At 42.1% G+C, this 26761-nt stretch carries 24 protein-coding genes; 3 read left to right on the top strand and 21 right to left on the bottom strand.

Features of this window, described 5'->3' with window-relative positions; all coding sequences use genetic code 11:
• The 6 genes from MUF05_07580 to MUF05_07555 form a co-directional block, all read right to left on the bottom strand.
• Nucleotides 1-4059: hypothetical protein (locus MUF05_07580; GenBank protein ID MCU0666937.1), on the bottom strand; the 4059-nt coding region annotated here is incomplete at its 3' end.
• A 150-nt stretch (nt 4060-4209) separates the two neighbouring features.
• Nucleotides 4210-5685: an SUMF1/EgtB/PvdO family nonheme iron enzyme gene (locus tag MUF05_07575; GenBank protein ID MCU0666936.1), complete on the bottom strand. Its 1476-nt coding sequence runs from the start codon at nt 5683-5685 to the stop codon at nt 4210-4212.
• Between the two features lie 100 nt (nt 5686-5785).
• Nucleotides 5786-6637, bottom strand: a complete 852-nt coding sequence (locus tag MUF05_07570; GenBank protein MCU0666935.1) for a hypothetical protein — start codon at nt 6635-6637, stop codon at nt 5786-5788.
• Nucleotides 6638-8263, bottom strand: a complete 1626-nt coding sequence (locus MUF05_07565; GenBank protein MCU0666934.1) for a hypothetical protein — start codon at nt 8261-8263, stop codon at nt 6638-6640.
• Nucleotides 8260-9090, bottom strand: a complete 831-nt coding sequence (locus MUF05_07560) for a hypothetical protein (protein MCU0666933.1) — start codon at nt 9088-9090, stop codon at nt 8260-8262. Before MUF05_07560 ends, MUF05_07565 begins: the two co-directional genes overlap by 4 nt.
• An 8-nt stretch (nt 9091-9098) precedes the next feature.
• Nucleotides 9099-9938 (bottom strand): AAA family ATPase, encoded by an 840-nt coding sequence (locus MUF05_07555; protein MCU0666932.1) that lies wholly within the window; start codon nt 9936-9938, stop codon nt 9099-9101.
• A 478-nt stretch (nt 9939-10416) separates the two neighbouring features.
• Here MUF05_07555 and MUF05_07550 point away from each other — a divergent pair, with 478 nt between their 5' ends.
• Together MUF05_07550 and MUF05_07545 are read left to right on the top strand one after the other, a co-directional pair.
• A complete protein-coding gene (locus MUF05_07550; protein ID MCU0666931.1) occupies nt 10417-10812 on the top strand; it encodes a CBS domain-containing protein in 396 nt (131 codons plus the stop codon).
• A 7-nt stretch (nt 10813-10819) separates the two neighbouring features.
• Complete coding sequence (locus tag MUF05_07545; GenBank protein MCU0666930.1) at nt 10820-11008, top strand: hypothetical protein; 189 nt, start codon at nt 10820-10822, stop codon at nt 11006-11008.
• Between the two features lie 55 nt (nt 11009-11063).
• Here the strand turns inward: MUF05_07545 and MUF05_07540 are convergent, their stop codons facing one another.
• The 14 genes from MUF05_07540 to MUF05_07475 all read right to left on the bottom strand — a co-directional run bounded on the left by MUF05_07540 (nt 11064) and on the right by MUF05_07475 (nt 23604).
• Nucleotides 11064-11741, bottom strand: a complete 678-nt coding sequence (locus MUF05_07540; GenBank protein MCU0666929.1) for a hypothetical protein — start codon at nt 11739-11741, stop codon at nt 11064-11066.
• 63 nt (nt 11742-11804) lie between these two features.
• Nucleotides 11805-12569, bottom strand: a complete 765-nt coding sequence (locus MUF05_07535) for an MBL fold metallo-hydrolase (GenBank protein ID MCU0666928.1) — start codon at nt 12567-12569, stop codon at nt 11805-11807.
• The gene (locus tag MUF05_07530; protein MCU0666927.1) at nt 12548-13039 is read right to left on the bottom strand and encodes an NYN domain-containing protein; all 492 of its coding nucleotides are present in this window, start codon (nt 13037-13039) and stop codon (nt 12548-12550) included. The genes MUF05_07535 and MUF05_07530 overlap by 22 nt, the downstream gene beginning before the upstream one ends.
• Before the next feature lie 12 nt (nt 13040-13051).
• Nucleotides 13052-14008: a flippase-like domain-containing protein gene (locus MUF05_07525; protein MCU0666926.1), complete on the bottom strand. Its 957-nt coding sequence runs from the start codon at nt 14006-14008 to the stop codon at nt 13052-13054.
• A complete protein-coding gene (locus MUF05_07520; GenBank protein MCU0666925.1) occupies nt 14005-14901 on the bottom strand; it encodes a phosphoribosylaminoimidazolesuccinocarboxamide synthase in 897 nt (298 codons plus the stop codon). Before MUF05_07520 ends, MUF05_07525 begins: the two co-directional genes overlap by 4 nt.
• Before the next feature lie 187 nt (nt 14902-15088).
• Nucleotides 15089-16870 carry a phosphoenolpyruvate carboxykinase (GTP) gene (locus MUF05_07515; GenBank protein ID MCU0666924.1) on the bottom strand — a complete coding sequence of 594 codons (1782 nt, stop codon included), beginning with the start codon at nt 16868-16870 and terminating at the stop codon, nt 15089-15091.
• A gap of 14 nt (nt 16871-16884) precedes the next feature.
• A complete protein-coding gene (gene trxB, locus MUF05_07510) occupies nt 16885-17799 on the bottom strand; it encodes a thioredoxin-disulfide reductase (GenBank protein MCU0666923.1) in 915 nt (304 codons plus the stop codon).
• A 174-nt stretch (nt 17800-17973) separates the two neighbouring features.
• Nucleotides 17974-18462 (bottom strand): peptide deformylase, encoded by a 489-nt coding sequence (def, locus tag MUF05_07505; GenBank protein MCU0666922.1) that lies wholly within the window; start codon nt 18460-18462, stop codon nt 17974-17976.
• Nucleotides 18437-18787 (bottom strand): aspartate 1-decarboxylase, encoded by a 351-nt coding sequence (locus MUF05_07500; GenBank protein ID MCU0666921.1) that lies wholly within the window; start codon nt 18785-18787, stop codon nt 18437-18439. Before MUF05_07500 ends, def begins: the two co-directional genes overlap by 26 nt.
• Before the next feature lie 5 nt (nt 18788-18792).
• Nucleotides 18793-19866, bottom strand: coding sequence for an acetate kinase (locus MUF05_07495; GenBank protein MCU0666920.1), 1074 nt, complete (start codon nt 19864-19866; stop codon nt 18793-18795).
• Entirely contained in the window at nt 19866-20795 is a 930-nt protein-coding gene (locus MUF05_07490) for a phosphate acyltransferase (protein MCU0666919.1), read from the bottom strand. The genes MUF05_07495 and MUF05_07490 overlap by 1 nt, the downstream gene beginning before the upstream one ends.
• Before the next feature lies 1 nt (nt 20796).
• Nucleotides 20797-21885 (bottom strand): AAA family ATPase, encoded by a 1089-nt coding sequence (locus tag MUF05_07485; protein MCU0666918.1) that lies wholly within the window; start codon nt 21883-21885, stop codon nt 20797-20799.
• Complete coding sequence (trxA, locus tag MUF05_07480; protein MCU0666917.1) at nt 21885-22205, bottom strand: thioredoxin; 321 nt, start codon at nt 22203-22205, stop codon at nt 21885-21887. The genes MUF05_07485 and trxA overlap by 1 nt, the downstream gene beginning before the upstream one ends.
• A 70-nt stretch (nt 22206-22275) precedes the next feature.
• Complete coding sequence (locus tag MUF05_07475; protein MCU0666916.1) at nt 22276-23604, bottom strand: alginate export family protein; 1329 nt, start codon at nt 23602-23604, stop codon at nt 22276-22278.
• 186 nt (nt 23605-23790) lie between these two features.
• Between MUF05_07475 and MUF05_07470 the strand changes: the two genes are divergently transcribed.
• Nucleotides 23791-24627 (top strand): metallophosphoesterase, encoded by an 837-nt coding sequence (locus tag MUF05_07470; GenBank protein ID MCU0666915.1) that lies wholly within the window; start codon nt 23791-23793, stop codon nt 24625-24627.
• 165 nt (nt 24628-24792) lie between these two features.
• On the opposite strand, the gene MUF05_07465 is transcribed toward MUF05_07470, so the two are convergent.
• On the bottom strand, nt 24793-26761 hold a 1969-nt coding region (locus MUF05_07465), incomplete at its 5' end, for a right-handed parallel beta-helix repeat-containing protein (GenBank protein ID MCU0666914.1).

The following is a 26761-nucleotide window of genomic DNA, read 5'->3' as shown; positions in this document are numbered from 1 at the left end:
AATGCCTTTGTTGGAGACTACTGAGATGTCCAGCCAGTTAATCCCCTGATTGCTTAACTTAGAGATGTCTGACCAGTTAACTCCCTGGTTGGAAAGCAATGCCACATTGGTCCAGTTAATGCCTTTGTTGCCCAAGACAGAAACATCTGTCCAATTGATCCCAGAATTACCAAGCCTGGAGATATCAGTCCAATTTACTCCCTGATTTGAGAGTAGTGCCACATTGGTCCAATTAATGCCTTTGTTGGAAAGTACTGAAACATCCAGCCAATTGATGCCTTTACTGGAAACTACTGAAATGTCTGACCAGTTAACTCCCTGGTTGGAAAGCAATGCCACATTAGTCCAGTTAATGCCTTTGTTGCCTAAAACAGAAACATCTAACCAATTGATCCCGGCATTGCTAAATCTGGAGATGTCTGTCCAATTGATACCCTTGGCAGAGAATACCGCGATATCAGCCCAGTTAATACCGGTATTGCCAAGCCTGGAGATATCTGTCCAGTTGATGCCATTGTTGCCTAAGACAGAGATGTCCAGCCAGTTAATTCCCTGGTTGCCAAGACGGGATAAATCTGTCCAATTGATGCCTTTGTTGGAAAGAACCGATAAGTCTAACCAGTTGATGCCCTGGTTGCCAAGCCTAGAGATGTCTGTCCAATTGACTCCTTTATTGCTTAAGACTGAAACTTCCAGCCAGTTAATACCTTTGGCAGAGAATACCGCGATATCAGTCCAATTAATACCAACATTGCTAAAGCGGGATAAATCTGTCCAATTGATGCCTTTGTTGGAAAGAACCGATAAGTCTAACCAGTTGATGCCCTGGTTGCCTAACCTGGAGATATCTAGCCAGTTAATGCCCTTGCTGGAGAGTACTGAGAAGTCTGTCCAGTTGATGCCTTGATTGCCAAGCCTGGAGATATCTATCCAATTGATGCCTTTGTTGCCTAAGACTGAGATGTCCAGCCAATTAATACCTTGATTGCCAAGCCTGGAGATATCTGACCAATTGATGCCTTTGTTGCCTAAGACCGAGATGTCTAACCAATTGATGCCCTGGTTACCTAATCTGGAGATATCTGACCAATTAATGCCTTTGTTGGAGACTACTGAAATATCTAACCAGTTAATACCCTGGTTGCCTAATCTGGAGATATCTGCCCAGTTAATGCCTTTGTTGGAGACTACTGAGATCTCCAGCCAGTTGATGCCCTGGTTGCCTAAAACTGAAATATCTAACCAGTTAATGCCTTTGTTGGAGAGCACTGACACATCTAACCAATTGATACCCTGGTTACCTAGTCTTGACAGATCTGCCCAATTGATGCCCTTGGCAGAGAATACCGCGATATCATCCCAATTAATACCGGTATTGCCAAAGCGGGAAATATCTGCCCAATTAACACCCTGATTTGATAAAAGCGCAACATTGATCCAGTTAATACCTTTATTGCCCATAACTGACAGGTCCAGCCAATTAATGCCTTGGTTACCAAGCCTAGAGATATCTGTCCAGTTAATACCCTTATTGACAAGCACGGACAAATCCAGCCAATTAATCCCGGCATTGCCAAGGCGGGAGAAATCTGTCCAGTTGATGCCTTTGTTATGCATGGCGGAAATATCGGTCCAATTAACACCCTGGTTGCTCAGCAAAGCAAAGTTTGTCCAGTTGATGCCTTTGTTGCCAAGGACTGAAAAATCAAGCCAGTTAACTCCCTGATTGGCAAGAAGAGCAACGCTGGTCCAGTTTAACGCCTTATTGCTCAAGACTGAAATATCGCTCCAATTTACCCCGGCGTCAGAAAGAACATCCAGGCCGATCCAGTTAACATTAGTGTTGGACATGCGCGACATGTCTGTCCAGTTTACTCCAGCAGTAGTTAAACGCGCCAGGTTATCCCAATTAACAGTTTCATCCCAATTAACGCCGGCTCCAGTCATATAAGCTAAATCCGCCCAGTTAACGCCAACATTGCTCATTTTAGAAATATCTGCCCAGTTGACCCGGGAATTGGAAAGACGGGCAATATCCATCCAGTTTACTCCCTGATTGCTTAACAAGGAAACACTTGTCCAGTTAATCCCGAAATTGCCTAATCTGGAGAAATCAGCCCAGTTCACGCCTTTATTTGAAAGGACCGACAGATCCATCCAATTGACGCCTTTATTGCCTAAAACTGATAAGTCTGCCCAATTCACGCCATTATTGGAGAGCACCGACAGGTCTGTCCAGTTAATGCCTTTATTAGAGGATACTGATATATCAAGCCAATTAATGCCCTGACTACCTAATATTGATAGATCTACCCAATTAATGCCCTTATTAGATAAAACCGATAGATCAAGCCAATTTATCCCCTGATTGCCTAAGCGGGATAAGTCTGCCCAGTTGATACCAGCGTTAGAAAGCCGCGATATGTCAGTCCAGTTTACGCGTTTATTGGAGAGAACCGACAGGTCCGCCCAATTAATACCTTTATTACTTAAGGCCGACATATCCAGCCAGTTAATGCCCTGATTGCCAAGCCGGGAGATATCTACCCAGTTAATGCCTTTATTAGATAAAACCGATAGATCAAACCAATTTATCCCCTGATTATGCAAAACTGAAACATCCAACCAGTTAACGCCTTTATTAGAAAGAACTGACAGATCAAGCCAGTTAACACCTTTATTACTTAAGACAGATAAATCGGTCCAATTAACTCGGGAGGCGGCAAAGCGGGAAATTTCTGCCCAATTCACGCTCTTATTGCTTAAAACCGACAGATCCAGCCAGTTGACACCCTTGCTATGCAAAACTGAGACATCTGTCCAATTAATGCCGGCAGCTACCATACTTCCAACACCGCCCCAAGAAACTAGACTAAAATCATACCAATCCGAATTCATATCTTGTGTCCCGGTTGTAAATGCAGCAAAACTAGACCATACTATGGCGCTATTGCCCATTAGCGATAAATCTATCCAGTTAACTCCAGCATTAGAAAGAACGGAAAGCCCTGTCCAATTAATCCTGGCCTGGTCCATGCGGGAAATTTCTGCCCAATTGACCCCGCGGTTAGAAAGAGCAGACATATCGGTCCAATTTATACGGGCATCTGCCAAACGGCCAATCTCGACCCAGTTGACATTCTTATTACTTAAAACAGAGATGTCGGTCCAATTTATGCGAGCGCCAGCCAAACGGCCAATCTCGGCCCAGTTGACATTCTTATTACCCAAGACAGAAACGTCAGTCCAGTTAATCCCATTGTTTGACATAATGCCAATATTGTCCCAGTTGACCTTGCTTAAATTGTCAATCCAGGCTTTTTTCTCAAAATTGGCTATTTTCCCAAAAAGGGTCTGCTGTTCCCAGTTATCGCCTGAAGTACCCAGGGAAGTTAAGACTTGGCCCACTTTTTCATAGAGACTGACCGCGGCGCCAGCGTTAACAGCGGTTTTGATGGAAGTAATGTCATTCCAATTAATAGCGGTGGTCTGAGACTTAATAACGCTTATGTCCGACCAGTTGATATTATCGGTTTTATCCTTGATGGCCTTGGCTACAGCGGCGGCAAAATCATAAACCACATTGGAAGAAAAACTTTTCCCGGCGTAGCTAATGACCACTTTTCCCAAGTAGGTGGTGGTAGATGTGGGCGTCCAAATACCAGAAAGGCTTTTTCTCAAGACACCATTTGCGTCAGGGGTAGAGACAAGAAGCGGAAAATCACTATCTACGATAGCGCCGGCTTTATCATAAATGGTGATGGTGGCGCTTGAAGGATTGACCACAATCTGGCCGTCGTTTGTTTCAAGCCAGGTTTCAAGATAAATAGTGTCGGTGGCGGAATCATAGGAAGCTACAGAATAGGCTTTGTACCCGTAATAGGCGTAACCGGTAAGCGCAGTATCAGTGGTATAGCTTAAAGAGGAGTAACCGTCGTAGCTGCCGCCTTTATAGGCGGTGGAGTCAACAGCAAAGACACTAGGCAGAGTAAGGGCAAATATAAAGTAAATAACAGATAGAAATTTAAATAATAAAGACATAATTAATAAGTAGGACAAAAACTTGTTTTCAGCTATCAGCTATCAGCCATCAGCTGTCAGCAAAAATAAATACAAAAAACGTAAAATACAAAACAGTATATGTTAAATAATGAGCAAACAGAAACTTTGTTTCAGTTTTAAGCTTTTAGCTGACGGCTGAAAGCTGAATTAAGGCGCACTGCGCGCGCACCTACCGCCAAGAATCGACGAGCGACCACTAACGGACGATGCACGCCCGCTTACGCTTGCCCCAGTACCCATATCCTCATGATAAAACATATAAGGGTCTCCCAGCGGCCAATCCGAATTATTCGCGGCACCGGAGCCAGTTAAGGCGCCGTCGCCGTGGGTTCCCTGAAAAGACCTACCAGAGGAAACAGGACTCAAACTCACCACAAACTCTGCTACGTTTCCGGATAAATCCATAGCTCCATAATATCCTGCTCCGGAAGTAACACGATTAGAACCTGAAGTGGCAAAAATACCTACTCTTAATGGGCCATAACCTGCGTCTCCACCGCTATATTCATACCCCGGATCCATCTCCTCAACATAGTTAGCTCCAGCAGGGCCAGTAACTGTTTCTGTCCCGTTTTCCGAACCGCTAATACTCATAGCATAGGTATACGACTGTATCCCCCAAGCCTGCTCCCAACTCACAGGCGTATTCGGGCCGCGGCAGGCTTTTTCATATTCGGTGTCTGATACAGGGCGCAAACCTGCCCAATCCGCATAGGCGTATAAATCCTGATAACCCATATCATTACAGGCACGGTCAGGACGATTAGTAGTTATATTAGGACAAGTACCGGTTATGGTATAACGAGACGACCCATAAAGGGCAGAGTTATAGCGGTTATTACATTGCGCGCTGGTTAAAGTGCTTAAAAAATCCGCGTATTGACCCTGGGTTATTTCATATTTCATAATATAAAATGGCGCCCAGCCAACAGGAAAAGAGGCGTTATCAATTGTGCCGTCGTTATTAGTATCTATTCCGGCATAAGGACCAGAACCTCCGATTCCGATACCAGATTCAATATCACCAGAAGCATAAATATTCCTGGCAAGGGTAGTTCCAATAAGAACCGGAAGAGCATCATTAGTGCCAGAATTAAAAGCAGCCGGAGAATGACCTGAACCTCCATATCCATCTTCGGTTCCATCACCATCCCCAATATAGAAATTACCTTGCGGGATATAGACCATCTCAATGCCGAAAACCTTGATTTCGTCAATAACGCTGGAGGCGGAAAGATTAGAATCCATGCCCCAGTCCCAGATAATTTCAATATTCGTGGTTGATAACGCGCCATTACTGGTTGCTGAACGATATAAGAAACACCCCACATAATCCGAAGGCACAGAGCCAATCAAGGCTGTGCCTGAACCAAAAGAATAAATACCTGATAATTTCACATGATACCAGTTGGAATCAGCGGTTTTCTTATACTTGGCAAAAATCCAGACCGCGTCATAGTTTTCAGAATCACTCCAAGAATTACTCCAAGAAACATCAAATTTAATATTAATGGTTTTATTCGCCTCGTTTGGCCGAACCAAAGAAACATTAGTAATGGAAAGATTGTTGGCAAAGACAATTCCCGGAAGCAATAAAGATATAGCAATAATAAACGCTCTCAAAATATTCCTCTCTAGTCAGCTGTCAGCTATCAGCCTTCAGCTATCAGCTTTCAGCTAAATACATCCCCACGATTCACTCTTATAATTATGAATATCGAAATTATCTAATTGTCTGATCTACCGGAGAATTAACTTTTCCCCTTGTCCTTAACTTAGCCTGCAGAAGCTTAGCCTGAACTTTATTTACAGCATCTTTGCCGGAATCATCTTTTACCTGCGAGAGGTATTTTTGATAACAATCTATGGCCTTCTGGTCATCTTTAAGATATTCGTCATAGATAATCCCCAGGTTGTAACAGGCGTCGGGGTTCACCGCGTTTAATTCCAAGGAACGCTCGAATTCACGCGCGGCATCAGAGAATTTCCTCTGGCCAAAGAATGCCACCCCTAAATTGTAACGCGCAAGGGCTGCCTCGCGCAGGATAGCCTCTTTTTCCGCTAAAAAGCGGGAAAGCTGAAGAGACGCAATTTCCAATTCTTTGTTTTTTTTCTGAAGCTTTTCAATAAGCTGTTTGTTTTGCTGTTCCAAGAAATTAGCTTCAAGCTTAGTAGTTAATTGCTGATTCTCGAGCTTTAGTTTATCAAGCCAAGATTGAGTCGCCTTTAAATCTACCTTTAAATTGTGATTCTCTTCTTCCAAGAAAGAAGCTTTTTTCTGAGCGGCTTGCGCCTGCGAAACAACCGCGTCCAGGCCATCAATACGGCTGTTAAGTTTTTTACTCTCATCGCGCATGGCGGAATTCAGCGAAGTAATGGTGCGGCTGTAATCTTCAAGCTCTTTAAGTTTCTTCTTTAGGTCCTGGTTCTCACCCGACAAGCGCAGGTTATCGGACAAGGCGTTCTGCAGGCTTCTTTCAATGCTTTGCTGTAAGTTCGCAGATTTATCCTGCGCAAAAATCAACCCAAGCGGGGCAATGAACATAAAGCTTAAAATGAGTAAATATTTTTTCATTTATTCCCCCTTCATCCCCATAATTTTCTCATCCTGATAAGTGCTAAGTTCGGTATCTCCGGTAACAATATGTGGAGTCAAAAAAATCACAATTTCAGAATTAGTGATAGTGTCGGATTCGTTTCTAAAAAGCCCCCCAACCAAAGGTATGCTCATCAAGCCGGGGATTCCGGAACGGGTAGCAAGCTTGTCATTCTTAACCAAGCCTCCGATAATTATAGTGTTTCCGTCTTTAGCCAAAACCGTGGTTTCAACTAATGTAGTATTCACAATCGGGATTTTGGCTTGTTTAGGGGTGAGGTAATCTTCAATTTTACTTGAAATTTCAGGCTTAAGCTTAATAGAAATTACTCCATCATCATTAATGGTGGGGGTAACTAAAAGCTGAATGCCGATATTAATCCAGTTGACGGTTTCAGTGGTAGTGGCGGTGTCTCCAGTGCCCAAGGTAGTTGTAGTAACATAGGGCCGGGTATCTCCAATGTGGATCTTTGCCTCTTCATTATTAACTACCATAATCCGCGGATTGGCTAAAAGCTTGGTGCTGCTGACCTGCTTTAAAGCGTTTAACTCAAAAGCAATATTATCAAAATTAATATTTCCCACAGCAATCTTTCCTAAAGTAGTGGCCATGGCAGTAGAAGCGCTGGGGAAACTACTGGCAAAATCAAGCGAGCGCAAGGTTTCGTGCTTGCTATTCTTGAAAGCCACTTCCCAATTAATGCCCATGTCATATTGGGGCTTTAGAGTAACTTGCAATATGCGCATTTCAAGTAAAACCGCCTTAGTTTTAGTGTCTAATGCTTTAATGACATCTTCTATCTCTTTCATGCGCTCCGGCAGCGCAGTAACGATTACCTGATTAGAGCGCTCATCAAAACCAATGTTGCCCACAGCCTTGGCATCAAGTTTAACCTTAAGCTGTTCGGCTAAAACTTGCGCCTTAGCGTATTTAAGGGTAATGACCTTGGTTTCGGTTTTGTATTCCATTTGGGCGATGGCCTTTTGCATTTCAGCTAACTTCTCTTCCGTATCAATCATGACTACGGTGCCGGTATCTTCATCAATGACAATCTTACCCACAGCGCTTCTTATATTTTGAAGCGCGGTTAAAACATAACTTGGCCGGGCGTATTTCAAATAGACAATCTTAACCCGGGTATTATCGCTAAACTTCTTGCCATACATAGCCAGGTATTCATCTCCGGACATAACATAAATGATCCCGTGTTTTTTAATATAGGCCAGATCATTGGCAATAAGGATAATATCCAAGGCATCGGCAATAGCCACATTAGTCAAAAGAAGCGTGACTCTTCCTTCAATAAGCTTACTGTTAACGATATTAAAGCTGCCCTTTATGGCCAAGAATTTAAGCACGTCTACGATATTCATATCCCTTAAATCCAAGGAAATTTTTTTCTGCAGCCTTTCCTGAAGCTGTGCGCTTTCTGCATCCGGCTGCTGGGCAGGTTGGGCGGCAGGCGCAACGACAGGATCAAGGGGCTGTTCAGAGGCTTTTTCAACGGCAGGCGAATCAGCGGCCTGCTGAGCAGAGGCTAAGCAAAAAACAAGCATGCAGAAAGGCAAAAATATCCAAAATTTTAAAGTATGAAATTTTATCATCGCAGTTCTATTTTTCTGCCTTGGAAATCAAGGATAACTTTATCATTTTGGATCTGCGCGACAGTCGTATTATGGACATTGTCATTAGCGCGCAGAAAATAGGTGACTTTATTGGTCAAATCTTCAATCATGGCGTAACTGTCAACCGGATTCTCCCCGATAGAAACGCCAACAAGCTTTAAGGTCTTATTGATCTCCATCTCCTTAATTGAAGCCGCATCAGAATTAGCTTCCATCTTTTGCTCTTTTGCCAAAGGCTTGAATAAATCCCTGCCTCTTATGCGCGAAATAACTTCCTTAAGATATTCCTCAGTAAAAGTAACGGGGTTGCCCATATTGGCCATTTCCCGGGCCAAAAGCTTACGCTGTTCATCAAAAGGAACAATAATTTTATTATTCGCACTTGATTTATAACCCCAAAGATAAAAACATCCGTAAAAAACCACTCCCATAGCCACAGCAATAAGCACTCTATTAACCGTCTGCGGCTCTAAAAGCGAAGATGTCGCCACAGAGAAACCATCCTGAACTTTGCCAAACAAAGATGGCAAATCTTTTATACCGGAGAAAATAGACGGCGATTGAGAACGCGGGATCTGTTTTACCGCCGCAGAGCGAATTGTAGGCGAAACCGGCGCAGGCCTTACAGAAGAAACCGCAGCCGGCGCGGGAGATTGCGGGGACGCCGGATTAACAGGGGATACTTGCGCTGAAGACGTTGGCGCAGCAGAAGCAGCGGCTGGCGCAACGGAAGCATCCGGTTTCTTTTCGCCCTCAATTATGGAAAGCAGTTTTTTCTCCGGGGTCAACCCGCTCTTATCAGCCATGTCTTATTTTAAGAATTATTGGCCCAGCCATGTTTTACTTCTGTAGAAATAATTTCACGCACCATTAAACGATCCACGGATAATTTATTATTCAGGATAAGCGCCTTGAGCGCCTTATGTGAAATCATCATCGTTTTTCTTAAGTAACCACGGGAGTAGTCATAGATCTCGGCAATTGCCTCATCAAGAAAAAGCGGGGTATTTGCCGTGTAACCGGCTTGGCGGATACGAAAATTGATCATCTCCCTTACTTCTTCAAAGGCCAACGGATTCAAGGTGTATTTGAAACTTACCCGGTCAAGAAAATTAGGCATATTGGCAATCTTTGAATAAAACTCAAGCTGGCCCAATAAAACAAGCTGCAACAATTTATATTCGTTGGTTTCGTAATTTAAAAGCACCCTTAAAGTCTCAAGAGAAGATTCGCTTAACTTCTGCGCTTCATCAATGACCAAAACTATAGTCATATTTTCGTTGACCCCTTTTTGGAAGAGGAATTTTTCAAGAGAATCCCTGAGCTCTAAAACAGTCTCGGAATTAGATATCGGAATCTCAAAATTCTTAGCCAACCAAGTCAAAAAGAAAAACTCATTCTCCACAGAAGGATCAAGCATAATGCTAAAGATAACATCATTCCTCTGCTTTAACTCACGGATAAGCTTACGCGAAAGAGTAGTCTTGCCTGTCCCGACATCGCCTAATATCACAGACAATCCCCTTTTGAGACGAAGCTCAATAATGGTGTTGGTAAGCGCGGTTTCGTGCTCTTTGGAAAGATAGAAAAATTCCGGGTCGGGGCTGGTGGAAAAGGGTTCTCTTTCTAATCCTAAGACTTTAAAATAGCTCATATTTTTCTAAAACCCCATAAAAATAAAAAACGCCTGCTGCTTTCTTTTAAAAAGCAAACGGGCGTATTTAATGACAATATATTATAATGATAATATTTTACAGGGCGCATGGGCTTTATGATAATATTTTTAATTATAAACCAACGCCCTTTGGCAGGGAGAAAAAACTAAACTTTTCCCCACAACAAAGGCATCAACTGGACGACATATCTATTGTTATAAATCTTTGCGAATATAATATTTATATTAAATCATACTATATAGAAAAATGCTCAATTTGTCAAGCAAAAATGATGTAGATTCAAAGGGTTAAGATAAAAACTACGCTATAAGAACACCCTACAATAAAAACGCGCTAACCAGCCAAAAACCGTGTTTCTCTCTCAGTAAGAATAAGTAAGATTAGGTAAGTCGGCAGGAAAAAGTATTGACTACTAGATAAGAATATGGTAGTGTAAAAAATAACAAGGAGCTAAAAATGGAGAAACAAATGGCTTTTACCATGATGCTAACAAGAGGAGTTATAACCGCTCAAGAAAAAAATACCGCAATGGAAGCTGCCAAACTAATGGATGAAAACAATATCGGGGCTGTGGCGATATTAAAGGATGAAAAACTCGTCGGTATCGTAAGCGAAAGAGATATTGTGCGAAGAGTTGTGGCGACTGGAAAAGACCCTCAAAAAACTATTGTAGCAGAATTCATGACCAAAAATGTTACTACGGCTAATTTTGAAGACGGCCTTGATAATATCTATAAAATGCTTTGCACGGTAAAATTCAGGCATCTACCGATCATGCAGAACGGAAAACTGGTTGGGATTGCCTCACAGAGAGACCTGCTTTACGGGTTAAAACCTAAAGACATTAAATAAAACGAAGTTGCCCAAAAAAGACAAAAAAGAAGAACCGGATAGCTACAAAACTATCCCCTGCCCCAAATGCAAGCTTAATGCCGAAGCAGAAAGCTGCCCTGTCTGCAAAGGAAAGTGCGTATTAACGCTTAAGAAAATCAAGAAACCGCCCAAGGATGCGCTCTACGCAAGGCTATCGCAATACTTCTCTAATTGAAAATAATTAGGGCGCATCTTTTCTGGATGCGCCCTAATTAATAGAAATCTTCGCGTTATTTCTTCTTTAACTTCTCCACAAAATCGTTCATTGCTTTTGCCGCCATATCACGGCAGCCTAAACCAAAGGCCAAGGCGCAACCTAATCCTGCGGAAGCCAGAATAATCATAATAGTATTTTCCAGCATCTTAACTGCAATATTTAACTGCTCCAAGGCGATTATCACCGAAAAAACAATTACAACAATTTCAACAATTTTAGTAAGGAAAATACCCTGCGACAACCCGGCATTGCTGGAAGCTGTCTGCACGATATTGCTTAAAAGTTTGGCCACAAAAAGCCCTAAAATCAAAATAAAAACCGCAGCTACAATATTGGGGATATAAAGAATAACTTTTTGCAAAAGATCAGCGGCAACAGTCAACCCAATAGCATTTACTGCAACAACGAAAGTCACTAAAAGAATAATCCAATAGCAGGCAACGCCGATTAGCTCTGAAAGTGAATACTTTATCCCGCCTTTTTCTAACAAGCTGTCCAGCTCAATACGGTCAGAAAGCTCGTCAAGCTTGACCATTCGCAAAATCTTGGTGGCTATTCCCTTAACAATGTTTGCGACAATCCAACCCAAGATAAGGATCAAAACCACCAACAATAAGCTAACGATGAATTGGCCGATCTGACCAAGCACAGCCTTACCGGGATCCAACAAAACCCATTGCCATGTACTCATCTTTCATCCTCCTTTTGTTCTTGCGCATCTTTTCTTTAACTTTATCACTATCAGCCAGTTATGTCAAGGAAAAATCATCTGACCGTCATAAGCAGAAACCACATCAAGCTTTAACTGCCGGCTTAACTTTCTGGCTAATTTCGCAGGGCCCGCCTTTAACATGCCCATCCCAAAGTGAGTAAGAATGGTTTTCTTAGCAGATAAAACAGAAATAAGTTTCTTGGCATCTTCTAAACTCAAGTGCTGGACATCCCGGGGCTTTAAAAAAACAACCGGAAGGATAAGGATATCAGTCTTAAAGAATTTTTCTAAACCCGGAAAATATTTTGTGTCAGAAACCAGCCCCACTGAAGATTTCCCTAAAGAAAATTTAATTCCATACGTCTCTACCGGATGGATATGCGCCATGGAAGTTTTAAACATAAACTGCCCCACCCTGTAATTTGTATACGGCTTCAAGATCTTTATTTCTTTGGGAAATTTAAGGGCATATTTTAAGATGACGCTATCCTTTGATATGGCATCCTGCGTGAAGAAAATTATGCCTTTCTTATTAAAACCTCCGTCGGTCATCGCCTCAATCATAACATTAATATCATTAGAGTGATCCAGGTGCCGATGGGTCAATATGATCGCGTCTAATTCCTGAGGATTAAGCTTTTCCTGATGAGCGCGCACTAAGCTACCCGGCCCGGGATCAACAAGAATATTTTTCCCTTTAGCGCTTATCCAAATCCCCCCAGAAGCGCGTAATTGCTTAATCATCACAAAGCGCGCTCCGGAAGTGCCTAAAAATTTAATAAACTCTATTTCTTTTTTTCGCACCATAGGTTTAATAATTCCTTATTTATCTGACACTGCTGGGCGTGGGTTAATTTATCGCTTAACGAAGCACCATCGCGCTTTTGCCTAAAGGCTTTTGCAGCTGGTTTTAGGAATTCTTCTATCCGCTGATACCTTGCTTTAAATAATCTGGCGCTTGCCTGCACTTGTTTATCGTCGGAAACAACAATTATATTCTTGGTATTTTCAGCTTCTTCAAGCATATTTCTTATTTTATCATCAGCGCTTATATCAGATGAAAATACAAATATCACGCCAGAATAAAGATCACGGCTCATTTGAGAAGGCGCAAAACCATCCCAGACAACTGTCACAGAGTTACTGCTTTTTCCGCAAAGATTATAATGCCTTATAAGAACTGCTAATGCCCGATGCACCGAAATCTTTCCATCAGGAGCAGGAAAATCCGGATTATGCACTAAATTATAGCCGTCAATTATAAAACGCAGAGACATTGCCAGAAATGGTTAATTGGGGCTTTTCTTAATGGTGAATATATAGAAAATCCCGGCGAGAATGCCGTATACCAGAATAAAAGAAAAGGAAAGAATGGACATGCTAAAGGCCACATCCTTAATAACCCCGACTTTAGCAAAGAAGAATACCGTAGAGGCATCACGAAGACCTAAGCCGCCTATGGATATGGGAAGCATTGTAATCGCCCCTATTACAGGAATAAATATAAAGAAATATAATATGTTTATTTTCACGCCCAGGGACAAAGCCACGAAATAAAAACTCAAAGGCGCTAAACTCTGCACCAAAAGGGAAAGAAAAAGATTATTAAGTATTAATTTTTTACGGCCCTTAAAAAGATAAAGCTCTTTATGCAAAGAGGTGATCCCTTCTCTGATCTTCCCGGAGCGCGGAGACTTAAGAAAATTATTAACTCTTGAATAAATAAAACTGTTGAATAAAACAAGAAGAATTAACACGAGAATAACAGTTACAGAAATAATAGGAATAATAATTGCCGGGTCACGAATAAACTTAAAACCGTAAACAAACGCCAAAAGGGCCAAAATAACCAGGCCCACATACCCGCTTAAGCGGTCAAGAAAGACAGTAGCAACGATATCTTTGGCTTTTTTGGTGTGATTAACCAGATCTAAGGTGCGCACAAAATCTCCGCCAATAGCAGAAGGCAGAAATAAGTTAAAGAAAATGCCTCCAGAGAATGAGGTCAAGATGCGCTTTGCCGGAATAAAAATGCCCACAGCCTCTAAAAGCATTTTCCAGCGCAAGAAACAAAAAAAATAGGTGAAAAAATAGATTAAAAAGGCCAAAAATAAAAGCGGCTTATCCACATTCTTAATAACCGCCAGAGTTGCCTTTTCATCTACCTGACGAAAAACTAAAAAAAGAAACCCCGCGCTCAAGAGGACCCTTAGCAGTATAATAAAAATGCGTTTTAGGATAATCATAAAACCAAGCTCTCCCCTGTCAACTTTTGATATGCCTCAAGGTATTTTTGGCTTGTCTTACGGATAATATCATCCGGTAATTCCGGAGCGGGAGGGGTCTTATCCCAAACAAAAGTTTCTAGATAATCCCGAACAAACTGTTTATCAAAACTTGGCTGTGAACGGCCCGGGCAATAACCCTCTAAAGGCCAAAAACGCGACGAATCAGGCGTCAAGACCTCGTCGATAAGAATAATCTTGCCGTCTAAAACGCCAAATTCAAATTTTGTATCTGCGATAATTATCCCGCGCGATAAAGCGTAGAGGCTGGCCTTTTTATATATAGCGATACTTAAATCTTTTAATTTATCCGCGGTATCTTTGCCTAATAGATCTTGTATATACTCCTGGTTAACATTAAGGTCATGCCCCTCTTCTGCCTTTGTAGAAGGAGTAAAAATAATTTCCGGCAACTTATCCGATTCTTTAAGGCCGCAAGCAAGCCTAATGCCGCAAACAGACTGACTTTTTTGATATTCTTTCCATCCTGAACCGGAAAGATAGCCGCGCACAATGCACTCCACCGGAAAACTTTTGGTTTTTTTGACCAACATTGAACGGCCCTCAAGGATGGATTGGTATTTCTGTAAATTTTCAGGATAATCTTTAACTGAAGCGCTGATAAAGTGGCTTGGTGTGGTATCTTTTAAGAAATCAAACCAAAAATAAGAAATCAAGGTAAGCACTTTTCCCTTTAATGGTATGCCACGGCCCAAAACAACATCAAAACAGGATATCCTGTCAGTAGAAACAATAAGAAGATTATCGCCTAAGTCATAGACATCGCGCACTTTTCCCCGACGAAAAAGCTTCAAATCCGGAAATTCAGTCTTCAGCAGAACTTTTTTGTCCATTTTCTTAAATTTTAATAACAAAATTCCATTGAAATAACCAAACATCAAATTCCAAACACCAAATAAATCCCAATCATCAATAATCAATTAACCAAACAGATTTGGTTATTAAATATGGGTGTTTGGTTATTATTTGGTTATTTGATAATTGATTATTGAAAAATTGGTCATCGGTTATTTGTATATTTTACTTTAATCTGTTCACCAAATTCTCATACTCCTGCCAAAGCTCAATTGGCAGGCGTTTCTTAAATTGCTGATAAAATTCTTTTATGCCTTTGGCCTCCTGCTGCCATTGGCTATTATCCACAGCAAAAAGGCTTTCCATAGCGGCAGATGGCAAATGCAAATCTGTCATATCAATATCCGTGGGCTTGGGAACATAACCAATCGGAGTACGGTTGGCATCAACTTTATTATTGCAGCGGTCAAGAATCCATTCCAAAATCCTTAAATTCTCCCTATATCCGGGCCAAATGAATTTGCCTTTTTCATCAGTACGAAACCAATTCACATGAAAAATCTTTGGGGGTTTTGCCATGCGCTTGCCCATATCCAGCCAATGCCGGAAATAATCGCCCATATTATAACCGCAGAATGGCAACATCGCCATGGGATCGCGGCGCACTTCACCCAACTTGCCAACCTGCGCAGCAGTACGCTCAGAAGCCATGGTCGAGCCCACAAAAACACCATGCTGCCAGTTAAAAGACTCATAGACTAACGGCGCCAAAAGCGCGCGCCTTCCGCCAAAGATAATAGCGGAAATCGGAACGCCATGATGCTGGTCTAAACGAAAAGATGCCGTCGGGCAGTTTACAATAGGGGTAGTAAAACGGCTGTTAGGATGCGCGCCTAAGACAGGCTTGCCTTGAGCGTCTTTTGCCGAAGGCTTCCAGGGTTTCCCTTGCCAATCAATGCCTTCTTCAGGAACATCGCCATCAGCGCCTTCCCACCAAACTGTATTATCTTTTTTAAGCAAAACATTGGTATAAATGGTATTTTTCTTGATCGTCTCCACCATATTCGGATTGGTGTGCGAATTTGTCCCGGGAGCCACTCCAAAAAAGCCAGTTTCCGGATTAATCGCCCACAAAGCCTTATCGGAATCAACGCGCATCCAGGAAATATCATCACCCACGGTCCAGATACGATAACCTTTTTTCTTCAGGCCCTCCGGAGGAAGAAGCATAGCTAGATTAGTTTTTCCGCAGGCGCTTGGGAAAGCAGCGGCAATATATTCAATGTGGCCATTGGGTTCCTCTATCCCCATAATCAACATATGTTCAGCAAACCAATGTTCTTTTCTGGCGATGTGGCTTGCAATACGAAGAGATAAACATTTTTTTCCCAACAAAACATTGCCGCCGTAACCAGAACCTACGCTCCAAATAGTGTTGTCCTCGGGAAAATGCAATATCAACCTGCGCTCAATATTCAAATCTGCTTTAGAGTGCAGGCATTTTGTAAATTCATCTTCTCTTTCAAGCTGGCGCAAAACAGATTCTCCGACGCGAGTCATAATAGACATATTCAATACCACATAACGGGAATCTGTAAGCTCTACTCCGATCTTGCTAAATTCTGAACCCACGGGGCCCATAGAAAAAGGAATAACATACATGGGCCGGCCCTTCATCGCGGCTTTGAAGATTGCCCTGGCCTTACGATAAGCAGCAGATGGAGACATCCAATTATTATTGGGGCCGGAATCTTCCTTCTTGCTGGTGCAAATATAAGTTAGGTGTTCGGTGCGGGCCACATCATTAACAGCGGTGCGATGCAAAAAACACCCGGGAAGCTTGTCCTGATTAAGCGGCATAAGCTCACCGGTTGTAACTGCTTCATCCTCAAGCTTTTTTCTTTGGGCGCCTGTTCCGTCTATCCAGATGATTTCATCTGGGCAACAAAGCTTGGCCATTTGATTAACCCAATCCATCAATTTCTTATTTGTCGTCGCGTTTTTCATTGATAACCCTCTTTTTAATGATTTAAAAGATACTTATGCGCTGAATCACAAGCTACTGCCGCGTCTCCGCAGGCATTTATGACCTGGTAAAGCGTTTTCGCCCTGCAGTCTCCACAGGCGAAAATACCCTCCATGGAAGTAACCATATTTTCAGATGTAATTATAAAACCGGCCTGATTTAACTTTACAATATCCTTGAATCTATCTGTATTGGGTTTTATCCCCACAAAAACAAAGACCCCATCACAGGAAAATTCAGAAACAAGCCCATTCTTAACATTTTTAACTTTTATCCCCTGGACTTTATTCTGCCCGGATATTTCCTCTAAAACAGAATCAAGAATGAAGCTTATCTTAGGATTAGCTTTGGCCTTTTCTATAAGTACCCCCGCAGCGCGCAACTTATCGCGGCGGTGCACTAACTTAACAGAACGGGCATAAGATGTCAAGAAAATCGCGTCCTCTAATGCCCTATCCCCTCCTCCAACTACAATAACATCCTTGCCGCGGAAAAGAGGGCCATCACAAGTACCGCAATAAGAAACCCCTCTTCCGATAAACTTATCTTCACCCGGCACGCCTAATTTCTTAGGTGAAGCTCCACTGGCAATAATAATGGATCTGGCCTGAAGATTTTTATTTTCTATCTTAACTTCAAACCCCTGGTTGCCGCGGGCTATTATTTCTAAGGCCTCCTGATCTATAATGGGCACGGATAGATCATCAACCTGCTTTTTCATCCGGGCGATTAGTTCTTGTGTTTCAACAGGCCCGGGAACTCCGGGAAAATTCTCAATAGCAGAAGACAAAACAATCTGCCCTCCGAGAGACATTTTCTCCAACAAAACTGCATCCAAACGGAATCTTCCAGCGTAAAGCGCCGCGGTTAAACCGGCAGGACCGGCGCCGATAATAATTAGGTCATACATAAAACCTCTATTTGAGTAAAAACTTCAAGGGGTGAGCAATGAGGATGAGTAATGGGTTTGGAATGGGGATTGGGATGTGAGTAAAATATTTATAAATTTTCCCATAAACTCATCCTCACCCCAAACTCATAGCTGACACCACACGGCTCACCCTAAAAATGGAAATATCAATTTTTATACTACCCTAAGCCCTTTGAGTTTCTTCTGAATCTCTTCTTTATCTTCGGCGTAATCCACAATAAGTTTTCCTTCGAGATGGTCTATCTCATGTTGAAACACGCAGGCTAAAAGATCTTCGGCGTGCAAAACTATCGAGCGGCCTTGCTCATCTTGCGCCTCTAAGGTAATCTTTTGAGCTCTGGTAACTTTTATGCTTATCCCGGGGACGCTCAAACAACCTTCATCTATTACTTGAGCGCCTTCTCTGACGATAATCTTAGGATTGATTAATTTATATAAGCCGCATCCGGCGTCCACAACAATCAATGCCTCTTCAATTCCTACTTGAGAAGAAGCTAAGCCAATACCGGAAGATTCATACATTATCCGGGACATTTGAACTAAAAGCTTCTTATGGTAATCAGTTATGGCCTTTACCGGCTTTGCCTTAGACCTTAAACACTGATCGCCATAAACTCTAATCTTTAATTTTGTTTCTTTCATTTAATTTTATGATTTTTGCTGCTAATCTTTGCGCCTGGCTTTCTTCTACTAAAGCATAAGAAAGTATGATCAATTCATCCCCCACGCAGCCTGAACGCGCGGCAGGCCCATTTAAGCAAATAACCCCGGAACCAGGCTTTCCTTTAATCGCGTATGTTTCAATACGGTTTCCAGTATTTACATTTAACACTTCTACTTTCTCTGCGGGCAAAATATCCGCTTTCTTCATCAATAAATAATCAATGGTAATACTGCCCTTGTAATAAAGATTGGCCTGAGTAACTCTTGCCCCGTGGATCTTGGATTTAAGCATTGTGCGAAACATCTTAATTATCTCTCCTGTTGGGCGTTTATTAATTTGTAGGTTTGCAAAGCAATCATCAACTCTTCGTCCGTAGGAATAACTAAAACCTTGGGCCTGTTTTTAAAAGAATCAAACACCCCCCTACAAGCGCGCAATCTAATGTCCTTTTGGTTTTGCCCGATCCCGGCGGTAAAAACAACCGCATCACAACCGCCCATAACCGCTGTGTATGAGCCAATGTATTTTTTGATCTTATAAATAAAAACATCTATCGCCAGTTTTGACCGCCTGTGATTTCTAGAAGCTTTTTTTTCAAGAAGCCTCATGTCGTTACTTACTCCGGAAATACCCAGAAGGCCGCTTTTCTTATTCAACAACTCTTCCGTGGCAGAAATATCAAGTTTTTGCTTACGCATGATATATGTTACAAGCGCCGGGTCAATATCGCCGCAGCGGGTGCCCATCAAAAGCCCCTCAAGAGGGGTAAAACCCATGCTGGTATCAACAGATTTGCCCTTATCTACTGCGGTGATACTGCAACCATTTCCTAAATGACAAGTAATGATCTTTAATTTATTTAAAGGCCTCTTTAAAATGCGCGCGGCAGACCCGGCAACATACTCGTGGCTTGTGCCGTGAAACCCATATTTACGCACTGCGTATCTTTTGTAAAAAGAATACGGCAGGCCGTAGGTATACGCCTGTTCCGGCAAGCTCTGATGAAAAGCTGTGTCAAAAACAGCGACCTGTTTTACCCCGGGCAGAAGCTTTTTACAAGCGATAATGCCGGTTAGATTAGCAGGATTGTGTAAAGGAGCTAACGCGCAAAATTTTCTAATCTTACGGATAACCTGGCTATCAATTAAAACCGGCTGACGAAAAGCTTCTCCTCCATGGACCACGCGGTGGCCTACAGCATCAATGGTATCCACTTTTGAAAGTATTGCTTCCAATCCGGTATAATGATCCGGAACATCCGAGCCTTTTTCTCCAATATGTTCAATCACGCCTTTGGCCAATAGGCCATTTTTAGGCGGCAGCATAAAAAAGAGCTTGTATTTTATTGAAGAACTTCCGCTATTAATAACTAAAATTTTCATTATTGAGCACGAATAGAGGTTACTGCCACACAATCAATGACATCATCAACCGAACATCCGCGGGATAAATCACTGCAGGGCTTATTCAGCCCCATCATCAGCGGGCCGATAGCCCTTGCCTTAGCCAATCTTTGGGTCAATTTATAGGAAATATTGCCTGATTCCAAATCCGGAAATATTAGAATATTCGCCTTGCCGCCTACGGGGCTGTCGGGAAATTTAATTTGAGCTACCTCCGGGACAATCGCGGCATCAACCTGAAATTCTCCGTCGGCAATCAAATCAGGGGCCATTTCTTTGAGGATCTTTAAGCCCTCTTTGGTCTTATCAATTACTTTACCTTGCGCAGAACCCCTTGTGGAATAACTTAAAAAAGCCACCCTTGGAGTAGCCCCTAAAACTTTTTCCCCCAATTGAGCGCTTGCAAAAGAAATACAGGCTAATTGGCGAGGATTGGGTTCGGGGATAATCCCGCAATCCGCATAAATAAATGTGCCGCTGTCCCCATAAGGACAATCGGGCACCACCATAATAAAACAACTGCAGGCGATGCTAATAGTTTTATCAATACCTAAACAATGAATAGCCGCGCGGGCGGTATCGGCAGTGGTATGAGATGCCCCAGCGACAAAACCATCGGCCTTGCCGTCTCTTACCATCATCGCCCCATAAAAAAGAGAGTCATCAAAGATTTTGCGCACATCCTCAATGGCGATACCTTTGGCTTTGCGCAATTCGTAATATTCCTGTATGTATCTTTCTTTTTCCGCCGGGTTAATACGATCCTGGGTTAAAAGTATCACCTTGGCAATACCTTCTTTTTCTATAATCTTGGCCGCCTCCACCACTCTTTTGTCGTTATATTCGGGCAGAATAATAGTCTTAGGATTAGCGCTTGAGCGTTTACGAATGCGGGTGATTATGTCCATGCTACATTCCTTTCAATATAGTATCTAAATCTACGTAATCTTTGACTAATTTTATAACCGCATTTATTTTTGCTGTATCTTGAGGCCGAATCTTTACTGTCAAATCATGGATGCGCGAAGCTACATTGTAAGTATCAGTCTTAGACAATAAAACAGGTATCTTGGCACGGGATAAAGCGTACATCACCGGATCATCCGGGATATCTTCACCGGAGATGATTATACCGGAAATCTTAAGCCTGCCCCTGTCATTCTCGCGGAAACAATTAAGCGCAGCGGTAATCATATCTTCCCTGTCTCCGGGGGTAATAAGCAGGCTGTCGTCGGTAATATATTTCAGGGCGTCTTTGGGCTGCATTGCCCCAACGATAATATTATTAGCAGGACTTTCGCAGAATTCCTTGCCGTAAAGAAGCTCAAACTCTGTTTCTTCTATGATCTGCTTTATTGTCGGGCGAGCCAGCAACGGGTCATAAGGCAAAACCCCTAAAACATTTATCCCCTGACGGACTAACCCCTTCCTGACCAAGCGGTTTATTTTATCAAACTTAGCCGGCAAAACTTTATTTACCACAACCCCTAAAATCTTAACCCCGATTTTGTCAAACAGCGCTTTATTTAAAACAATTTCATCAATCGGCCGGCCGACGCCTCCGGAAGAAATAATAATTACCTTCGCCCCTAAGAGTTTTGCCACATGCGCGTTAGAATGGTCAAAAACCGACCCTACTCCGGCGTGGCCGGTGCCCTCAATGACCACTAAATCCTGGTCTTTGGAAACTCTGCCGAAAGCTGACTGAATCTGCCCGGTGATGGAATTTTTATCCGGATTGGCAATATAGCGCTCGGTAAAACCTTTTTCAACCGCAATCGGGCTCATATCTTTAAGAGTGCACTTTATGCCGCAGACATCTTCAATAAGAAGCGAATCCTCGTCTATCTTTTGGCCTTCTTCCTCAAGGTAACGCTGGCCGATAGGCTTAATAAACCCGACTTTCTTAAATCTGCCCTGAAGATTACGGATAAGCCCTAAACAACAGGTGGTCTTCCCGTCATTTTGGCTTGTGGCGGCGATAAAAATCTTTTTCATCAAAGATTCGCTTCTATCTTTTTCTTAAGCTCTTGCTTACTTAAAGCACCGACTACCTGTTCAATGGCTTTGCCGTTCTTAAAAAAGATAATCGTAGGTATGGACATAACCCCCATCTGCCCGGCAACGCGCTGGTCTTCATCAATATTGATCTTGCCGATCTTCATCTTCTCTTTGTATTCAGCAGCCAGCTCATCAACAATAGGAGCAATCATTTTACAGGGGCCGCACCATGGGGCCCAAAAATCAACCATTACCGGCAAGCTAGAGCTTAAAACCTCATCTTTGAAACTTGTATCAGTAAAATGCAATACAGACATTTTCCTTTTCCTTTTCTTGGTTGCGTAAGGTTTTTAGATTATCACAAATCAAACTTCCTATCAAGAAATTTCAGAATTTGAACATCAACTCTGTCCTTAAAAATAGCGCGTCATCTTTTTCTTTATAAAATTTCCCGGGCATAAAATATTCAGCCAGAAAATAGGCGCTGATATTATCCGTAAAGGCGTAATCAACGCGCGCTTGCGGCAAATGGCCGCGCTGTTTAGATTCTCCAGAGCAAAAACTCGAAGCGGCAACCTGCTGGGGCGCCCGCAGGAAATTATAAAACACGGATAATTTCATTTTTTTCATCGGCTTGGCAATTAATCCTGCACGATGAAGCTCTAAATTTGTCCAGTAGGCATTAATGCCTGTTTCTGTTTTGTATGTCATATAGAACAATTCCGACATCCATGGAAAACGGGAAAACAAAGGATCCCAAGCCTCCAGCTTAGAAGAACCTGTCTTATCACCAGACAAATAGGCAAAACCTATAGTTGCCTGCGGCGACCAAGCCATTTTAATATCTCTGTCAAGAAAAACATAGCCTCCTGTTGCCTGGCGGTCATTGGCCCCGTATGTGCCAAACTGCTGGGCTAATTGCGCGCGCAGGGTAAAAGGGGAAAAATTATATTTGGCATAAGCGCCAATGGTATTTATTCCGCCCTTCTGCGACTGAAAACCAACTCCACTGTCGGCAGCTTCTCTTTTATACACATAATAAGATTCTAAGAGAACGTCCTTGATGGCCTTGGTGCGATAATAAATAGCCCCTGCAGTTTCATCGGTAGTATTTAAATTCTGAGGAGCTTTGTCTTCATTGATTACAGGAAGATAAATATCATCGCGCGGGTCATTAATATAAATAAAATCAAGCGAACTTTTATCGTCTAATCTCCATGTGGCTTTAGCGGCGTTAAAATAAAATGTCCTTGAGCCATCTTGAGGAGTGCCATCAGCAAAAATAAAGTTTTCGCCATAGCCAGTTAAATCCTGGCGGCCAATGGTTAAATCTACGGGAAGCTTAGCAACATTTTTCATCCCAAAATAAAGATTATCAAAAATAAATTCGTTTATATCAAAATGAAATGACTTATCTGATTTGCCGCTTGATTTAGCGCTTGATGGAGCATAATAGACATAGGGCTTAAACTCATTGGTGATCTTGGCATACAAAAGCATATCCTTGCTAAAGTCCGCCTGCCCCCAAAGAGACTCTTTTACCCGGAAAAAATTGCGGTTATCCAAGGCGTCGCCATTCATATCAAAAATGTTTTTCCAATACTCGTGCCTTAATCTTAAGGCCCAGCCCCACTTACCTTTAACTTCGGCAAAAGAAGCCTGAGAACAGATAAAAACTAACGCTAAAAACACAAAAATGCTTTTCCTTAAACGCATACCTCCTCCTTTTGTTATAGAACTTATTATAGAGGAAAAAAAACTCATGGCAAGGGGAAAATAAGCTGTCAGTCATCAGCTGTCAGTCATCAGCTGTCAGCTAAGAACAAAAATAATAAAAGATATATTAACAGAAACAAATTTTTGTTGATTAATTATATATTAAGCTATATAATTAATAGTGCTATGCAAAAAATTAAAGTATTAATAATTAGCTTATTCCTTATAATATTCGCTATATGCCCAGCCTACGCGCAAGAAAATAACTTTGCGCGCCCGGTAATTATTATGGGCGACAGTCAAGTTAACCATGAAATACACCAGAAAATAGTTGATCAAATTATCAGAGAAAACCCTGTGGCAGTTTTTCAGCTGGGGGACCAGGTCAATGATGGAAACGATCCAGAGGAATGGAAAATATTTAATCGGATTACCGCGGGTTTGCGCAAAATTGCCCGCTATTACCCGCTTTTAGGCAATCACGACAAGAATTCGCAACTTTATTACGATAACTTTGAATTGCCGAATAACGAGCGCTGGTATAGCGTAAAAGAAAATCGTATCCGTTTTATTATTTTAGACAGTAACGCAAAGCTTGCAAAAGATTCTGAGCAATACAAATGGCTGGTAAAGAAGCTAGTTTCCCCCTCTTTAGATACCGACTTTACCCTGCTTCTATTCCATCATGCCCTTTTCACCACCTCCATCAGCCACCGCGCTGATGAGAAGAGACTGCGCAAAATACTCATGCCTTTAATCAAAAAATACCATGTGGACGCGGTATTTAACGGGCACTGCCATAATTATGAGAGAAATTATTACGCGAATGTTTATTTTATTGTTTCAGGCGGGGCGGGTTCGCGCTTGTGGGACCAAAACAGACAATCCCCATACAGCCAGAAATTCGTCAAGCAATACCATTACATTAAATTAATCAATGCTGGGAAAAAATTGGAAGTTTTAGTAATTAATATAGACAGCAATTTGATGGACCGGTTCGCGATAAAAGCTAAAAGACGGTAATACCAGCTGTCAGCTTTCAGCCTTCAGCTCTCAGCTATCAGCAAAAAACTAAAAGCGCAAAGCGCAAAACCATAATTCAAAATTCAAAATTTTTAATTTTGCGCTATGGCTTTTAGCTTTAAGCTGTAAGCTGTAAGCTAAAACACTGTGAACTGTGAACCATATCTATCCCTCCACTGGAAACTTACTTATCAGCCCTACTGCGCGCTGCGCAATAAGCGCTGCGTCGTAAGCAGTCACTTGCTTATCCCCTGACACATCGGCAACTGTTAATTTATCGCCTAATTCATCCAGCCCCACGGCAATTCTGGCCGCAAGGGCTGCGTCATAGGCGCTAAGCGCGGAATCGCCGGAAATATCGCCTAAAATAACAGATGCAACACTGTACTGATAACACCCCGCATCGGAAACGTCTCCACGAGATACGCCCAATATATCGATACTTGCATAATCAGTAAGACTACTAAATCCTATGGCGTCCGTATTATCTGAGGCGTGTTGAAAAGAATCTTCTCCAGGATTATCTCTGGCGGTTATCCCGCCTTTAAACAAAGCGTAGAAATTAGGGTTATCCCAAGCTGCGTCATAGAAAATAGTAGTAGCGTTATAATTACCGGATCCCCGGTTAATGAGATTATGGTCTTCCCGAATGATATCTGAACTACTCCCAGACCATTGTGCGTATGATATGATATTATTGTAAACTTGTATTTGGGAGCTCTCTACAAAATCTAAACGCCCTATAACAGTATTGTTCCTGAAAATGACTCCGACTGTAGCCCCCACTCTTATAGGAGAATAATTCTCGCCGTCAGCGCTGTCAAAATCTCCGACGAATAAGTTATTTTCTATTAGAAAATCTGTGCAGTTTGCGCTCTTTCCGTCCACAGGAGACACTGAATTCCACCATACTACCTGGCCGTGTGGAAAATAGAATTTATTGCCTGAGATAACTGCTCCTTGGATACCTGTGGCACATTTATTAAATTGCACAAGATCCAAATGGGCTACAGAACGTATCTGATAATTAACATTGGAAGGAGCAGCCCCTCCGGAACTAAGTTTTATACTTTTATTAAAGCGGACCTCCGTATCGCTAACTACTTCAGCTACCAATACTTCATTATCTCCTGTATTTACGTTTATACCAGAAACAACGTAGACCTCCTGTAAATTTGGAGCGAGTAGGTTATCTCCCAAAGTCTTCCATTTAGCGTTAGGATTATACATTATCGTTCCGTCTTCACTCCATGTCGTTTCGGTTGGCACTTCGGCTAAAACAGGTGCATATAATTTCATGCCATAAATTTCATTATTTCTTAAAGTTAAATTATTAACACCGCCTATAACTATCCCATCACTGCCTAGATTATGTATCTTATTATTATTAATTACCAGATTATCTCCGCCTGCCAATATACCTGTATAGCAATCCGCTATTTCACATCCTGTAACGGTTAAATTATCTGAATCAGAATATATGCCTGTGGTAAACCCCTGAAATGTTGTTGCTGTGGGCATTTCGGCTAATCTGCTTTCGTTCAAACTTCCCCTTTTTATGGTACAGTTATCTATTGTTACATTATCTGATGCTTGCCAGAAGTAAAACCCCTTAGCCGATTCAATATTATGGATAGCCTCATAGCCATATCCAAATACGACAAGGCCCTTGTACTGAACATAACTCGAATGCCGTAATTGAATTACCCCTTTATCAAAAATTGCACCAGCCCTGACCGTAAGCCCTTCAAACCTCAAATAGGCATTTCGGTCTTCGGGGTAACTTTCAATGGTAATGCGCGAAAGCTCGGGAGAATGCCCAATATCAGCTTTATATATAATCCAGTCTATACCGCTGTAATTGCTTAACGAAAAAGAGCCATATTGTCCGTTTCTAAGTATAACGGTATCTCCTGCTTGTACATACGGCGTTCCGGATGTTGCATTCGGATAGGCGCGCGAGAGCGTTTTCCACGGCAACGCGCTTGTCCCCGGATTAGCGTTATCGCCAATATTTGCGTCAACATAATATTCTGCCGCCTGCGCCGCGGGACAATTCAAAAAGCACAAAGATACAAGAATAGCGAAAAGTGTAAAACGCAAAGCGTAAAACCATAATTCAAAATTCAAAGCT

The sequence above is a fragment of the Candidatus Omnitrophota bacterium genome (assembly GCA_025453395.1).
GTDB lineage: Bacteria > Omnitrophota > Gorgyraeia > Gygaellales > Profunditerraquicolaceae > JAlOQK01.
This window is presented reverse-complemented; position numbering and strand designations above follow the sequence as displayed.